Source organism: Streptomyces alboniger, assembly GCF_008704395.1.
GTDB lineage: Bacteria > Actinomycetota > Actinomycetes > Streptomycetales > Streptomycetaceae > Streptomyces > Streptomyces alboniger.
Genome location: NZ_CP023695.1, coordinates 4,577,700 through 4,592,946, shown reverse-complemented (window position 1 = coordinate 4,592,946; position 15,247 = coordinate 4,577,700). Strand labels below are relative to the sequence as shown.

At 69.2% G+C, this 15,247-nt stretch carries 12 protein-coding genes; all 12 read right to left on the bottom strand.

The annotated features are described in order from the left end of the window. Positions 1-140: 140 nt before the first annotated feature. The 12 genes from nuoN to CP975_RS20475 are packed head-to-tail and all read right to left on the bottom strand — an operon-like array spanning position 141 to position 15,235. A complete protein-coding gene (nuoN, locus tag CP975_RS20530; protein ID WP_055529371.1) occupies positions 141-1,790 on the bottom strand; it encodes an NADH-quinone oxidoreductase subunit NuoN in 1,650 nt (549 codons plus the stop codon). Continuing rightward, positions 1,787-3,358: an NADH-quinone oxidoreductase subunit M gene (locus CP975_RS20525; RefSeq protein ID WP_055529373.1), complete on the bottom strand. Its 1,572-nt coding sequence runs from the start codon at positions 3,356-3,358 to the stop codon at positions 1,787-1,789. Before CP975_RS20525 ends, nuoN begins: the two co-directional genes overlap by 4 nt. A 5-nt stretch (positions 3,359-3,363) precedes the next feature. Further along, complete coding sequence (gene nuoL / locus CP975_RS20520) at positions 3,364-5,259, bottom strand: NADH-quinone oxidoreductase subunit L (protein WP_055529375.1); 1,896 nt, start codon at positions 5,257-5,259, stop codon at positions 3,364-3,366. Positions 5,260-5,269: 10 nt separating this feature from the next. After that, positions 5,270-5,569, bottom strand: coding sequence for an NADH-quinone oxidoreductase subunit NuoK (nuoK, locus tag CP975_RS20515; RefSeq protein WP_055529377.1), 300 nt, complete (start codon positions 5,567-5,569; stop codon positions 5,270-5,272). Then, complete coding sequence (locus CP975_RS20510; protein WP_055529379.1) at positions 5,566-6,420, bottom strand: NADH-quinone oxidoreductase subunit J; 855 nt, start codon at positions 6,418-6,420, stop codon at positions 5,566-5,568. The genes nuoK and CP975_RS20510 overlap by 4 nt, the downstream gene beginning before the upstream one ends. After that, the gene (gene nuoI / locus CP975_RS20505) at positions 6,417-7,097 is read right to left on the bottom strand and encodes an NADH-quinone oxidoreductase subunit NuoI (RefSeq protein ID WP_055529381.1); all 681 of its coding nucleotides are present in this window, start codon (positions 7,095-7,097) and stop codon (positions 6,417-6,419) included. Before nuoI ends, CP975_RS20510 begins: the two co-directional genes overlap by 4 nt. Further along, entirely contained in the window at positions 7,090-8,439 is a 1,350-nt protein-coding gene (gene nuoH / locus CP975_RS20500; RefSeq protein ID WP_246201803.1) for an NADH-quinone oxidoreductase subunit NuoH, read from the bottom strand. Before nuoH ends, nuoI begins: the two co-directional genes overlap by 8 nt. Positions 8,440-8,477: 38 nt before the next feature. After that, on the bottom strand, positions 8,478-10,988 hold the full coding sequence (locus CP975_RS20495; RefSeq protein WP_055529383.1) for an NADH-quinone oxidoreductase subunit G: 2,511 nt from the start codon (positions 10,986-10,988) through the stop codon (positions 8,478-8,480). Continuing rightward, positions 10,985-12,346, bottom strand: a complete 1,362-nt coding sequence (nuoF, locus tag CP975_RS20490; protein ID WP_055529385.1) for an NADH-quinone oxidoreductase subunit NuoF — start codon at positions 12,344-12,346, stop codon at positions 10,985-10,987. Before nuoF ends, CP975_RS20495 begins: the two co-directional genes overlap by 4 nt. After that, positions 12,346-13,218 carry an NADH-quinone oxidoreductase subunit NuoE gene (gene nuoE / locus CP975_RS20485; RefSeq protein ID WP_055529387.1) on the bottom strand — a complete coding sequence of 291 codons (873 nt, stop codon included), beginning with the start codon at positions 13,216-13,218 and terminating at the stop codon, positions 12,346-12,348. The genes nuoF and nuoE overlap by 1 nt, the downstream gene beginning before the upstream one ends. Then, a complete protein-coding gene (locus CP975_RS20480; protein ID WP_055529389.1) occupies positions 13,215-14,537 on the bottom strand; it encodes an NADH-quinone oxidoreductase subunit D in 1,323 nt (440 codons plus the stop codon). Before CP975_RS20480 ends, nuoE begins: the two co-directional genes overlap by 4 nt. Then, on the bottom strand, positions 14,537-15,235 hold the full coding sequence (locus tag CP975_RS20475; RefSeq protein WP_246201802.1) for an NADH-quinone oxidoreductase subunit C: 699 nt from the start codon (positions 15,233-15,235) through the stop codon (positions 14,537-14,539). Before CP975_RS20475 ends, CP975_RS20480 begins: the two co-directional genes overlap by 1 nt. Positions 15,236-15,247: the final 12 nt, after the last annotated feature.

Below are 15,247 nucleotides of genomic sequence, written 5' to 3'. Positions count from 1 at the left end.
GTCACCGCTCCGGTCGCTGCCCCGACCACTGCCTCCACGATAGGGCCCCGCACCGACAGCCCGAGAAGTTATCCACAGGCCACCGCCCGGCATCCCCAGATCGGGATGCCGGGCGGGCGACACACATACGAACAGGCGGGTTACCGGACGAAGACCCCCGCCTGGCCCGCCAGATCCAGGAAGTACTGCGGGGCCACACCGAGCACCAGCGTCACCGCGACGCCCACGCCGATCGCCGTCATGGTCAGCGGCGACGGCACGGCGACCGTGGGGCCGTCCGCCTTCGGCTCGCTGAAGAACATGAGCACGATCACACGGATGTAGAAGAACGCGGCGATCGCCGACGACAGCACACCGACCACGACGAGGGCGCCCGCGCCGCCCTCGGCCGCCGCCTTGAAGACCGCGAACTTCCCCGTGAACCCGGAGGTCAGCGGGATGCCCGCGAAGGCCAGCAGGAAGACCGCGAAGACCGCGGCGACCAAGGGGGACCTGCGCCCGAGCCCCGCCCACTTCGACAGGTGCGTGGCCTCGCCCCCCGCGTCGCGCACCAGGGTGACCACGGCGAAGGCGCCGATCGTCACGAAGGAGTACGCCGCCAGGTAGAAGAGCACCGAGGAGACGCCGTCCGGGGTGGTGGCGACGACACCGGCGAGGATGAAGCCCGCGTGGGCGATGGACGAGTACGCGAGGAGCCGCTTGATGTCGGTCTGCGTGATGGCGACGATCGCGCCGCCCAGCATCGTGATGATCGCGATGCCCCACATGACTGGCCGCCAGTCCCAGCGCAGGCCCGGCAGGACCACGTACAGCAGGCGCAGGAGGGCGCCGAACGCGGCCACCTTCGTCGCCGCCGCCATGAAGCCGGTGACCGGAGTCGGTGCACCCTGGTAGACGTCGGGGGTCCACATGTGGAACGGCACCGCGCCCACCTTGAAGAGCAGCCCCATGACGACCATCGCGACGCCGATCAGAAGCAGCGCGTCATTGCCCATGGTGTCGGCGAGGGCCGGGTCCATCGTCGAGATGTTGCCCTCGACCACGTTCGCGATCGTCGCGTACGACACCGAGCCCGCGTACCCGTACAGGAGCGCGATGCCGAAGAGCGTGAACGCGGAGGCGAACGCGCCGAGCAGGAAGTACTTGACGGCGGCTTCCTGCGACATGAGGCGCTTGCGGCGGGCGAGCGCGCACAGCAGGTACAGCGGCAGGGAGAAGACTTCCAGCGCGATGAAGAGCGTCAGGAGGTCGTTCGCCGCGGGGAAGACGAGCATGCCGCCGATGGCGAAGAGCGCCAGCGGGAACACCTCGGTGGTGGTGAACCCGGCCTTCGTGGCGGCCTGTTCGCCCTCGCTGCCCGGCACGGCCCCGGCCTGCGCGACGAACGAGTCCACGCGGTTGCCGTGCGTCACCGGGTCGAGCCGCCGCTCCGCGAAGGTGAAGACGGCGACGAGCCCGGCGAGCAGGATGGTGCCCTGGAGGAAGAGCGCGGGCCCGTCGACCGCGATCGCGCCCATCGCCGCGATCTGCGCCTTCGTCGTACCGAATCCGCGGGCCGCGAGCCCCACCACGGCGGCGAAGGCCGCGGTGAGGGCTACGACGGTCACGAACAACTGGACGTAGTAACGGGACTTGCGCGGGACGAAGGCTTCGATGAGCACTCCGAGGACGGCCGCGCCGATGACGATCAACGTCGGCGACAACTGCCCATACTCGATCTTGGGCGCGTCGATCTTGTCGATCGGATCGGCGGCCATTGTCCACAGGCTGTGGACGGCTGATGCGCTCACTTGGCCGCCTCCACCTCGGGCTCGGGGTCCTTCTGCTGTACGTCGGACATGGTGTGCTTGACCGCCGGGTTCACCAGCTCGGTGAGCGGCTTCGGGTAGACCCCGAGGCCGATCAGGAGCGCGATCAGCGGGGCGACGACGACCAGTTCACGCACCCGCAGGTCCGGCATGGCCGAGACCTCCGGCTTCACGGGGCCCGTCATCGTCCGCTGGTAGAGGACGAGGGTGTAGAGCGCGGCGAGCACGATGCCGAGGGTCGCGACGATCCCGGCCACCGGATAGCGCGCGAACGCGCCGACCAGGACGAGGAATTCACTCACGAAGGGCGCGAGCCCCGGCAGCGAGAGCGTGGCCAGGCCGCCGATCAGGAAGGTGCCCGCGAGCACCGGGGCGACTTTCTGCACCCCTCCGTAGTCGGCGATCAGACGCGAGCCGCGCCGCGAGATGAGGAAACCGGCCACCAGCATCAGCGCGGCGGTCGAGATGCCGTGGTTGACCATGTAGAGCGTCGCGCCCGACTGGCCCTGCGAGGTCATCGCGAAGATGCCGAGCACGATGAACCCGAAGTGCGAGATCGACGCGTACGCCACCAGGCGCTTGATGTCGCGCTGGCCGACCGCGAGCAGCGCGCCGTAGATGATGCTGATCAGCGCGAGTACGACGATGACGGGCGTCGCCCACTTGCTCGCCTCGGGGAAGAGCCCGAGGCAGAACCGCAGCATCGCGAACGTGCCGACCTTGTCGACCACCGCCGTGATCAGCACGGCGACCGGGGCCGTGGACTCCCCCATCGCGTTCGGCAGCCAGGTGTGCAGCGGCCACAGCGGCGCCTTCACCGCGAAGGCGAAGAAGAAGCCGAGGAAGAGCCACCGCTCAGTGCTGGTCGCCATGTCGAGCGTGCCGTTGGCGCGGGCCTCGGCGATCTCCTGGAGCGAGAAGTTCCCCGCCACTACGTAGAGCCCGATCACGGCGGCCAGCATGATGAGGCCGCCGACGAGGTTGTAGAGCAGGAACTTCACGGCCGCGTACGAGCGTTGCGCCGAGGCGTTCTCGTCGCTGCCCGCGTGGGCGCGGTCCCCGAAGCCGCCGATGAGGAAGTACATCGGGATGAGCATGGCTTCGAAGAAGATGTAGAAGAGGAAGACGTCGGTGGCCTCGAAGGAGATGATCACCATCGCCTCGACGGCGAGGATCAGGGCGAAGAAGCCCTGGGTGGGACGCCACCGCGACGATTTCGTCTCCAGGGGGTCGGCGTCGTGCCAGCCCGCCAGGATGATGAACGGGATGAGCAGCGCGGTGAGTCCGATGAGCGCGACGCCGATGCCGTCGACCCCCAGTTCGTACCGCACCCCGAAGTCCGCGATCCACGCGCGGGACTCGGTCAGTTGATAGCGGTCGCCGTCCGGGTCGAACCGCACGAGCACGGTCACGGCCAGGGCCAGCGTGGCGAGCGAGACGAGCAGCGCGAGCCACTTGGCGGCGGAGCGCCGGGCGGCCGGGACGGCTGCCGTGGCGATCGCGCCGACCGCGGGCAGGGCCGCCGTCGCTGTCAGCAGAGGAAAGGACATCGGTATCAGACCGCCCTCATCAGCAGGGTCGCGGCGATGAGTACCGCAGCGCCGCCGAACATCGAGACCGCGTAGGAGCGGGCGTAGCCGTTCTGCAGTTTGCGCAGCCGTCCGGAGAGGCCGCCCATCGAGGCCGCCGTGCCGTTGACGACCCCGTCGACCAGGGTGTGGTCGACGTACACCAGGGAGCGCGTGAGGTGCTCACCGCCGCGCACCAGGACGACGTGGTTGAAGTCGTCCTGGAGGAGGTCGCGGCGGGCGGCCCGGGTGAGGAGCGAGCCGCGCGGGGCGGTGACCGGGACGGGCCTGCGCCCGTACTGGACGTAGGCCAGGGCGACGCCGATGAGCAGGACGCCCACGGTGGCGCCCGTGACCGTGGCGGCGCTGAGCGGGGAGTGACCGTGCTTGTGGCCGGTGACCGGCTCCAGCCAGTGCAGGAAGCGGTCGCCGATGCCGAAGAAGCCGCCCGCGAAGACCGACCCGAAGGCGAGCACGATCATCGGGATCGTCATGGATGTGGGCGACTCGTGCGGGTGCGGTTCGTTGCCGTCGGCGTCCGGCTGCCAGCGCTTGTCCCCGAAGAAGGTCATGAGCATCACGCGTGTCATGTAGTACGCGGTGATGGCCGCGCCGAGGAGCGCCACCGACCCGAGGATCCAGCCCTCCGTGCCGCCCTTGGCGAACGCCGCCTCGATGATCTTGTCCTTGGAGAAGAAGCCGGACAGGCCGGGGAAGCCGATGATCGCGAGATAGCCGAGCCCGAAGGTGACGAAGGTGACCGGCATGTACTTCCTGAGGCCGCCGTACTTCCTCATGTCCACCTCGTCGTTCATGCCGTGCATGACCGATCCGGCGCCGAGGAAGAGCCCGGCCTTGAAGAAGCCGTGCGTCACCAGGTGCATGATCGCGAAGACGTAGCCGATGGGTCCGAGGCCGGCGGCCAGGATCATGTAGCCGATCTGGGACATCGTCGAGCCGGCGAGGGCCTTCTTGATGTCGTCCTTCGCGCAACCGACGATCGCACCGAACAGGAGCGTGACCGCTCCGACGACCGTGACGGCGAGCTGTGCGTCCGGAGCGCCGTTGAAGATCGCTCCGGAGCGGACGATCAGGTAGACACCGGCGGTCACCATCGTGGCCGCGTGGATCAGGGCCGAGACCGGGGTCGGGCCCTCCATCGCGTCACCGAGCCAGGACTGGAGCGGCACCTGCGCGGACTTGCCGCACGCGGCGAGCAGCAGCATCAGGCCGATGGCGGTGAGCTTGCCCTCGCTGGTCTCACCCGTCGCCTCCAGGACGGGCTCGAAGGCGAACGTCCCGAAGGTGGTGAACATCAGCATGATCGCGATCGACAGGCCCATGTCGCCGACGCGGTTGACCAGGAAGGCCTTCTTCGCGGCGGTGGCGGCGCTGGGCTTGTGCTGCCAGAAGCCGATCAGGAGGTACGAGGCGAGACCGACGCCCTCCCAGCCGACGTACAGGAGGAGGTAGTTGTCGGCGAGGACGAGGAGGAGCATCGCCGCGAGGAAGAGGTTCAGGTAGCCGAAGAAGCGGCGGCGCCGCTCGTCGTGCTCCATGTACCCGATGGAGTAGATGTGGATCAGGGTGCCGACACCGGAGATCAGCAGGACGAACGTCATCGACAGCTGGTCGAGCTGGAAGGCGACGTCCGCCTGGAAGCCCTCGACGGGGATCCAGCTGAACAGGTGCTGCGACAGGGTCCGCTCCTCGGTGCCCTTGCCCAGCATGTCCGAGAAGAGCACCACGGCGACGACGAAGGAGGCGGCCGCGAGCAGCGTGCCGAGCCAGTGGCCCGCGCGGTCCAACGCCCGCCCGCCGCACAGCAGTACGGCCGCTCCGAGCAGAGGCGCCGCGACGAGCAGCGCAATCAGGTTCTCCACTTTCAGCCCCTTACAGCTTCATCAGGCTGGCGTCGTCGACCGAGGCCGAGTGGCGGGAACGGAAGAGCGACACGATGATCGCGAGCCCGACCACGACCTCCGCGGCGGCGACGACCATCGTGAAGAAGGCGATGATCTGGCCGTCGAGGTTGCCGTGCATCCGGGAGAAGGCGACGAACGCGAGGTTGCAGGCGTTGAGCATCAGCTCGATGCACATGAAGACCACGATCGCGTTCCGCCTGATGAGTACGCCGGTCGCGCCGATCGCGAACAACAGGGCGGCGAGGTAGAGATAGTTGACGGGGTTCACTTCGACGCCTCCTCGGTCCGCCCGATGTCGGTCCGCCCGCTGCCGGTGCCGCGCAGGTCGGGCCGCTCCAGGCGGTCGGCGGAGCGCTGTTCCAGCGCCCGCAGGTCGTCCAGGGCCTCGCGCGACACGTCACGGATCTGGCCGCGCTCGCGCAGGGTCTTGTTGACCGTCAGCTCCGACGGGGTGCCGTCGGGGAGCAGGCCCGCGATGTCCACGGCGTTGTGCCGGGCGTACACCCCGGGGGCGGGGAGGGGTGGCAGGTGCTTGCCCTCGCGCACGCGCTCCTCGGACCGCTCGCGCTGGGTCTTGGCGCGCTCCGTGCGCTCCCGGTGGGTGAGCACCATCGCGCCGACCGTGGCGGTGATGAGCAGCGCTCCGGTGATCTCGAAGGCGAAAACGTACTTGGTGAAGATGAGCCCCGCGAGGCCCTCCACATTGCCGCCGGCGTTCGCCTTGCCGAGGCCGTTGAACTCCTTCACCGAGGCGTTCCCGATGCCCGCGAAGAGCAGTACCGCGAAGCCGAGGCCGCACAGGGCGGCCAGCCAGCGCTGTCCCTTGATGGTCTCCTTCAGGGAGTCGGCGGCGGTGACGCCGACGAGCATGACCACGAAGAGGAACAGCATCATGATCGCGCCGGTGTAGACGACGATCTGGACGATGCCCAGGAAGTACGCGCCGTTGGCGAGGTAGAAGACCGCCAGGATGATCATGGTCCCGGCGAGGCAGAGCGCGCTGTGCACGGCCTTCTTCATGAGGATCGTGCACAGGGCGCCGATCACGGCGACCGTGCCGAGGATCCAGAACTGGAAGGCCTCGCCCGTGGAGGTGGTGTAGGCGGCGAGCTGCGTCATCGGCCGGCCACCTTCCCGGAGGCCGGCTCGGCGTCCCCGAAGTCGGAGGCCGCCTCCTGAGGCGTCTCCCCCTTGGAGAGGGCCACTTGGGGAACCGTCCCGGGAGCGGCCTCGGTCACCAGGCCTCGGTAGTAGTCCTGCTCGTCCATGCCCGGGAAGATCGAGTGCGGACTTTCGACCATGCCCTCCTCAAGCCCGGCGAGCAGCTGCTCCTTTGTGTAGATGAGGCTCTCGCGGCTGCTGTCGGCCAGCTCGAACTCGTTCGTCATCGTCAACGCGCGCGTGGGGCACGCCTCGATGCACAGGCCGCACAGGATGCAGCGGGCGTAGTTGATCTGGTAGACGCGGCCGTACCGCTCACCAGGGGAGTACCGCTCCTCTTCCGTGTTGTCCGCGCCCTCCACGTAGATGGCGTCGGCGGGGCAGGCCCAGGCGCAGAGCTCGCAGCCGACGCACTTCTCCAGGCCGTCCGGATGGCGGTTCAGCTGGTGCCTGCCGTGGAAGCGGGGAGCGGTGATCTTCTGCTGCTCCGGATACTGCTCGGTCAGCCGCTTCTTGAACATGGCCTTGAAGGTCACGCCGAAGCCCGCGACAGGGTTCTGGAACCCCTGCTTCGATTGGTTCGACTCGTGGGGTGAATCCGGCGATGCCGGTGATTCGTTGTTCGGCTCAGCCATCGGACGCCTCCTTTCCGTCACTTGGGGTTCCGCCACTTCGGGTTCCGTCACTTTGAGTATCCGGCCCACCACTGACAATCAGCTCCCGCTCCTGGCGCGAGCGTCGGCGCGGGACGGGCGGCAGGCTCTGGCCGGGCAGTGGCGGCACCGGGAATCCGCCCGCCATCGGGTCGAAGGCGACCGGCTCCTCCTCGGCGGCGGCCTCCTTCTCCCGCTTGTCGCGGAAGATGTCGACGACCACGGAGAGCAACAGAAGCGCGATGACCCCGCCGCCCACATAGAGCGCGATCGAGGTGAAGTCGTAGTCCTCGTTCCGCATCGCCCTCACCGTGGCGACGAGCATCAGCCAGACGACCGAGACCGGGATGAGGACCTTCCAGCCGAGCTTCATCAGCTGGTCGTAGCGGACGCGTGGCAGCGTGCCGCGCAGCCAGATGAAGAAGAACAGCAGCAGCTGGACCTTGATCACGAACCAGAGCATCGGCCACCAGCCGTGGTTCGCGCCCTCCCAGAAGGTGCTGATCGGATACGGGGCCCGCCAGCCGCCCAGGAAGAGCGTGACGGAGACCGCCGAGACGGTGACCATGTTGACGTACTCGGCGAGCATGAACAGCGCGAACTTGATGGAGGAGTACTCGGTGTTGAAGCCGCCGACGAGGTCGCCCTCGGACTCCGGCATGTCGAAGGGCGCGCGGTTGGTCTCACCGATCATCGTCACGATGTAGATGAGGAACGACACCGGCAGCAGGAGTACATACCAGCGGTCGGCCTGCGCCTCCACGATCGCCGAGGTCGACATCGACCCGGAGTAGAGGAAGACGGAGGCGAACGCCGCGCCCATCGCGATCTCGTACGAGATCATCTGCGCGCAGGAGCGAAGGCCGCCGAGGAGCGGATAGGTGGATCCGGAACTCCAGCCCGCGAGCACGATGCCGTAGATGCCGACGGAGGCGACCGCGAGGATGTACAGCATCGCGATCGGCAGATCGGTGAGCTGCATCGTGGTGCGCTGGCCGAAGATCGAGACTTCTTTGCCCGCGGGCCCGAAGGGGATCACGGCGATCGCCATGAAGGCCGGGATCGCCGCGACGATCGGCGCGAGGACGTAGACCACCTTGTCCGCGCGCTTGACGATGACGTCTTCCTTCAGCATCAGCTTGATGCCGTCGGCGAGGGACTGGAGCATGCCCCACGGGCCATGCCGGTTGGGGCCGATGCGCAGTTGCATCCACGCGACGACCTTGCGCTCCCACACGATGGAGAAGAGGACCGTCACCATCAGGAACGCGAAGCAGAAGACCGCCTTGAGGGCGATCAGCCACCAGGGGTCGCGGCCGAACATGGACAGGTCTTCCGCCGCAAGTGGCACCACGGTGTGCGTCACGACGTCACCTCCGGGGCCTCGGGGGGCTCCGGCAGGACCGCCGGGCCGATACGGACGAGATCGCCGGGGCGGGCGCCGGTGTCCGAAGTGACGCCTCCCCCGGTCGAGTTCAGCGGCAGCCAGACCACGCGGTCGGGCATTTCCGTGACCTGGAGCGGCAGCGCCGTCGAGCCGGCGGGGCCGGTGACCGCGAGGAGATCACCGTCCTTCACGCCCGCCTCGGCCGCCGTGGCCGCCGACACGCGCGCGTGGGCGGCGTGCCGCGTACCGGCCAGCGCCTCGTCGCCGTCCTGGAGGCGGCCCTGGTCCAGCAGCAGCCGGTGACCGGCCAGGACGGCCTCTCCGGAGGCGGGCCGCGGCGGCTGTACCGCCGTCTCGCGGGGCTCGCCCGCGTACGACCCGTCCCAGCCGCCGAGCCGGTCCAGCTCGCGGCGGAGCGTCACCAGGTCGGGCAGTCCGAGGTGGATGTCGCCGGCGTCGGCGAGCATGTGGAGCACACGCGCGTCGGTGGGCGCCAGCCTGCGCGTCATGTGGTCCGGCTTGAGCGCGGCGTCGAACATGCGCGCACGGCCCTCCCAGTTGAGGAACGTGCCCGGCTTCTCCGCGACCGCGGCCACCGGAAGAACGACGTCCGCGCGCTCCGTCACCTCGCTGGGCCGCAGCTCCAGCGAGACCAGGAAGCCCACCGCGTCGAGCGCCTCACGCGCGCGTGCCGGGTCGGGCAGGTCGGCCACCTCGACGCCCGCGACGAGCAGCGCGCCGAGTTCACCGGTCGCGGCGGCCTCGACGATCTGTCCGGTGTCGCGGCCGTAGCGGTGCGGGAGTTCGGCGACACCCCAGGCGGCCGCGACCTCGTCCCGCGCGCGCGGGTCGGTGGCCGGGCGCCCGCCGGGCAGCAGCGACGGCAGCGCGCCCACCTCGACGGCGGCCCGCTCCCCGGCCCTGCGCGGGATCCACACCAGCTGGGCGCCGGTCGCGGATGCGGCCCGCGCCGCCGCGGTGAGCCCGCCGGGCACCGCCGCGAGCCGCTCTCCGATGACGAGGACAGCGCCTGAAGTGCGCAGCGCCTCGGCGGCCTTGGCCCCGTCGTCCGCGAGGACCGTTCTACCGGCGAGCGCGTCCAGCCACTCGGTCTCGGTGCCGGGAGCCGCGGGCAGCAGCGTGCCGCCCGCCTTCTCCAGGCCCCGGGTCATGTGCGTGGCGAGGGAGAAGGTTCGCTGGCCGTGCTTGCGCCAGGCCTTGCGCAGCCGCAGGAAGACGCCGGGCGCCTCCTCCTCGGACTCCAGGCCGACCAGCAGGACGGCGGGGGCCTTCTCCAGAGCGGCGTACGTGACACCGGTCCCGTCGAGGTCCAGGCCCCGTCCGGCCACCCGCGCCGCGAGGAAGTCGGCCTCCTCGCTGCTGTGCACGCGCGCGCGGAAGTCGATGTCGTTCGTGTCGAGCGCCACGCGCGCGTACTTGCTGTACGCGTAGGCGTCCTCGACCGTCAGCCTGCCGCCGGTCAGCACCCCCGCCCGGCCGCGCGCGGCAGCAAGGCCGCGGGCCGCGGCGGCAAGGGCCTCGGGCCAGCTGGCGGGCTCCAGCTCACCCGCGGCGTTGCGCACCAGGGGGTGGGTGAGCCGGTCGGGCCGCTGGGCGTAGCGGAAGGCGAAGCGTCCCTTGTCGCACATCCACTCCTCGTTGACCTCGGGGTCCTCCGCGGCGAGCCGCCGCATGACCTTGCCGCGGCGGTGGTCCGTGCGGGTAGCGCAGCCGCCCGAGCAGTGCTCGCACACCGACGGCGAGGACACCAGGTCGAAGGGGCGCGAGCGGAAGCGGTACGCCGCCGAGGTCAGCGCGCCGACCGGGCAGATCTGGATGGTGTTCCCGGAGAAGTACGACTCGAAGGGGTCGCCCTCGCCCGTGCCGACCTGCTGGAGGGCGCCGCGCTCGATCAGCTCGATCATCGGGTCGCCGGCGATCTGGTTGCTGAACCGGGTGCAGCGCGCGCACAGCACGCACCGCTCGCGGTCGAGCAGTACCTGCGTGGAGATCGGCACCGGCTTCTCGTAGGTCCGCTTCTTGCCGTCGAAGCGGGAGTCCGGGTCGCCGACCTGCATCGCCTGGTTCTGAAGCGGGCATTCACCACCCTTGTCGCACACCGGGCAGTCCAGCGGGTGGTTGATGAGCAGCAGCTCCATCACGCCGCGCTGCGCCTTCTCGGCGACCGGCGAGGTCAGCTGCGACTTCACAACCATGCCGTCGGTGCAGGTGATGGTGCAGGACGCCATCGGCTTGCGCTGGCCCTCCACCTCCACGATGCACTGGCGGCAGGCGCCCGCCGGGTCGAGCAGCGGGTGGTCGCAGAACCGGGGGATCTCGATGCCGAGGAGCTCGGCGGCGCGGATCACGAGCGTCCCCTTGGGGACGCTGATGTCGATGCCGTCGATCGTCAGCGACACGAGGTCCTCCGGTGGGACGGCCGCCTCACCGCCCCCGGAGGGAGCGCTGTTCGTGGTCACTGTCATGCGTTCACCTCCGAGTTTTCGGCGGGCCGGTCGGCCCAGAGAGTCGACTTGGCCGGGTCGAAGGGGCAGCCCCTGCCGGTGATGTGCTGCTCGTACTCCTCGCGGAAGTACTTCAGCGAGGAGAAGATCGGCGAGGCCGCGCCGTCGCCGAGGGCGCAGAACGACTTGCCGTTGATGTTGTCGGCGATGTCGTTCAGCTTGTCGAGGTCGGCCATGACGCCCTTGCCCGCCTCGATGTCGCGGAGCAACTGCACCAGCCAGTACGTCCCTTCACGGCAGGGCGTGCACTTGCCGCAGGACTCGTGGGCGTAGAACTCGGTCCAGCGGGTCACGGCCCGTACGACGCACGTCGTCTCGTCGAAGCACTGGAGCGCCTTGGTGCCGAGCATCGATCCGGCGGCGCCCACGCCCTCGTAGTCGAGGGGGACGTCGAGGTGTTCGTCGGTGAACATCGGCGTCGAGGAGCCGCCGGGCGTCCAGAACTTGAGCCGGTGTCCGGCGCGCATGCCGCCGCTCATGTCGAGCAGCTGGCGCAGCGTGATGCCGAGCGGGGCCTCGTACTGGCCGGGGTTGGTGACGTGGCCGCTCAGCGAGTAGAGCGTGAAGCCCGGGGACTTCTCGCTGCCCATCGACTTGAACCAGTCTTTCCCGCGGTTCAGGATCGCGGGAACCGACGCGATGGACTCGACGTTGTTCACGACAGTGGGGCATGCGTAAAGGCCCGCGACGGCAGGGAAGGGGGGACGCAGTCGCGGTTGGCCTCGACGGCCTTCGAGCGAGTCGAGCAGCGCGGTCTCCTCACCGCAGATGTACGCGCCCGCGCCCGCGTGCACGGTGAGTTCCAGATCGAGTCCGCTGCCCAGGATGTTCTTGCCGAGGTAGCCCGCCGCATAGGCCTCGCGGACGGCTTCGTGCAGCCTGCGCAGCACGGGGACGACCTCGCCCCGCAGATAGATGAAGGCATGCGACGACCGGATCGCGTAGCAGGCGATCACGATCCCCTCGATGAGGGAATGCGGGTTCGCGAAGAGGAGCGGGATGTCCTTGCAGGTCCCCGGCTCCGACTCGTCGGCGTTGACAACTAGATAGTGCGGCTTGCCGTCTCCCTGCGGGATGAACTGCCACTTCATCCCGGTGGGGAATCCGGCGCCGCCGCGGCCCCGCAGACCCGCGTCCTTCACGTACGCGATGAGGTCGTCCGGGGCCATGGCGAGCGCCTTGCGCAGGCCCTCGTACCCCTCGTGCCGCCGGTAGGTCTCCAGCGTCCAGGGCTTCTCCTCGTCCCAGAAGGCGGAGAGGACCGGCGAGAGCAGTTTCTCGGGGCTGGTCTCGTTGTCGATCTCGGCTGCCAAGGTCATCACTCCCCCTCCTCGGCGGTCGGTCCGGCCGGGTGGGCCGGGTCGGATGCCGAGGTCTGCTGCGGTGCGTCGTGCGAGCTGAGGTGCTCGGCGGCGTCCTGCGCGCCCGGGTGGGAGCCGTCGTCCTGCGGGCCTCCCGCGCGCGGGTGGACCACGCGGCGTTGCGGCGCCTCGCCCTTGGCCAGGCGCAGTCCGATCAGTGAGGCGGGGCCCGCGCCGCCGCTCGCCTCGACGGCGCCGGGCCGCTCGTCGGGGAAGCCCGCCAGGATCCGGGCGGTCTCCTTGTAGGTGCAGATCGGCGCGCCGCGGGTGGGTTCCACGGGGACGCCGGCGCGCAGGTCGTCGACGAGGCGCTTGGCGGACTGGGGGGTCTGGTTGTCGAAGAACTCCCAGTTGACCATCACCACGGGGGCGAAGTCGCAGGCGGCGTTGCACTCGATGTGCTCAAGGGTGATCTTGCCGTCCTCGGTCGTCTCGTCGTTGCCGACGCCGAGGTGGGCCTTGAGTTCGTCGAAGATCGCGTCGCCGCCCATGACCGCGCACAGGGTGTTGGTGCAGACGCCGACCTGGTAGTCGCCGGAGGGCTTGCGCCGGTACATGGTGTAGAAGGTCGCGACGGCCGTGACCTCAGCGGTGGTCAGGCCCAGCGTCTCGGCGCAGAACCGCATGCCCGTGCGCGTGACGTGGCCTTCCTCCGACTGCACCAGGTGCAGCAGGGGCAGGAGCGCGGACCGCGAATCCGGATAGCGGGCGATGATCTCCCTGGCGTCCGCGTCGAGCCGGGCCCGGACGTCGGCCGGGTAGTCGGGGGCGGGGAGTTGGGGCATGCCCAGGCTGACGCCCGTGGCCTGCTCCGAAGGAGTGGTGGTCACCGGTCGACGCCTCCCATCACGGGGTCGATGGACGCGACGGCGACGATGACGTCGGCGACCTGGCCGCCCTCGCACATCGCCGCCATGGCCTGGAGGTTGGTGAAGGACGGGTCGCGGAAGTGGACCCGGTAGGGGCGAGTGCCGCCGTCGGAGACGACGTGCACGCCGAGTTCACCCTTGGGCGACTCGACCGCGGTGTACGCCTGTCCGGCGGGGACCCGGAAGCCCTCGGTCACCAGCTTGAAGTGGTGGATCAGGGATTCCATGGAGGTGCCCATGATCTTCTTGATGTGGTCGAGCGAGTTGCCGAGGCCGTCCGGGCCGAGCGCCAGCTGGGCGGGCCAGGCGATCTTCTTGTCGGCGACCATCACGGGTCCGGGCCGCAGCCGGTCCAGGCACTGCTCGACGATGCGCAGCGACTGGCGCATCTCCTCGAGGCGGATGAGGAAGCGCCCGTAGGAGTCGCAGGTGTCCGCGGTCGGGATGTCGAAGTCGTAGTTCTCGTAGCCGCAGTAGGGCTGGGACTTGCGCAGGTCGTGCGGCAGGCCCGCCGAGCGCAGCACGGGGCCCGTGGCGCCGAGTGCCATGCACCCGGCGAGGTCGAGGTAGCCGACGTCCTGCATGCGGGCCTTGAAGATGGGGTTCCCGGTGGCGAGCTTGTCGTACTCGGGAAGGTTCTTGTTCATCTTCTTCACGAACTCGCGGATCTGGTCCACCGCGCCGGGCGGCAGGTCCTGGGCGAGCCCGCCGGGCCGGATGTACGCGTGGTTCATGCGCAGGCCGGTGATCAACTCGTAGATGTCGAGAATGAGTTCACGATCACGGAAGCCGTAGATCATGATCGTGGTCGCGCCCAGTTCCATGCCGCCGGTGGCGATGCACACCAGGTGCGAGGAGAGGCGGTTCAGCTCCATGAGGAGGACGCGGATGACCGAGGCGCGGTCCGGGATCTGGTCCTCGATGCCGAGGAGCTTCTCGACCCCGAGGCAGTACGCCGTCTCGTTGAAGAACGGCGTCAGGTAGTCCATGCGCGTGACGAACGTCGTGCCCTGCGTCCACGTGCGGTATTCGAGGTTCTTCTCGATGCCCGTGTGCAGATAGCCGATGCCGCAGCGGGCCTCGGAGACGGTCTCGCCCTCGATCTCCAGGATCAGGCGGAGCACGCCGTGCGTGGAGGGGTGCTGGGGCCCCATGTTGACGATGATGCGCTCGTCGTCGGCCTTCGCGGCGGACTGGACGACCTCGTCCCAGTCGCCGCCGGTGACCGTATATACGGTCCCCTCGGTCGTCTCCCGAGCAGAAGCATGAGAAGCAGACATCAGTTGTACGACCTCCGCTGGTCCGGAGCCGGGATCTGGGCGCCCTTGTACTCGACGGGGATGCCGCCGAGGGGGTAGTCCTTGCGCTGCGGGAAGCCCTGCCAGTCGTCCGGCATCATGATCCGCGTCAGGGCCGGGTGACCGTCGAAGATCAGCCCGAAGAAGTCGTACGTCTCACGCTCGTGCCAGTCGTTCGTCGGGTAGACGGAGACGAGCGAGGGGACGTGCGGATCGGCGTCGGGTGCGCTGACTTCGAGCCGGATCAACCGGTTGTGGGTGAGGGAGCGCAGGTGGTAGACGGCGTGCAGCTCGCGGCCCTTGTCCTCCAGGAAGTGCACGCCCGAGACGCCCGTGCACAGTTCGAAGCGCAGGGCGGGGTCGTCGCGCAGCGTCCGGGCGACGCGCGGGAGGTGCTCGCGCGCGATGTGGAAGGTCAGCTCGCCGCGGTCGACGACCGTCTTCTCGATCGCGTTCTCCGGGAGCAGGCCCTGTTCCTCCAGGGCGCCCTCCAGCTCGTCCGCGACCTCGTCGAACCAGCCGCCGTAGGGGCGCGCGGAGGCGCCGGGCAGCGTGATGGTCCGTACGAGCCCGCCGTAGCCGGAGGTGTCGCCGCCGTCCTCGGCGCCGAACATGCCCTTGCGTACGCGGATGACCTCGCCGGCCGCGTCGCGCGGGGCGGGGACGCCGTTGCCGTTCAGGTGCTCGTCGTG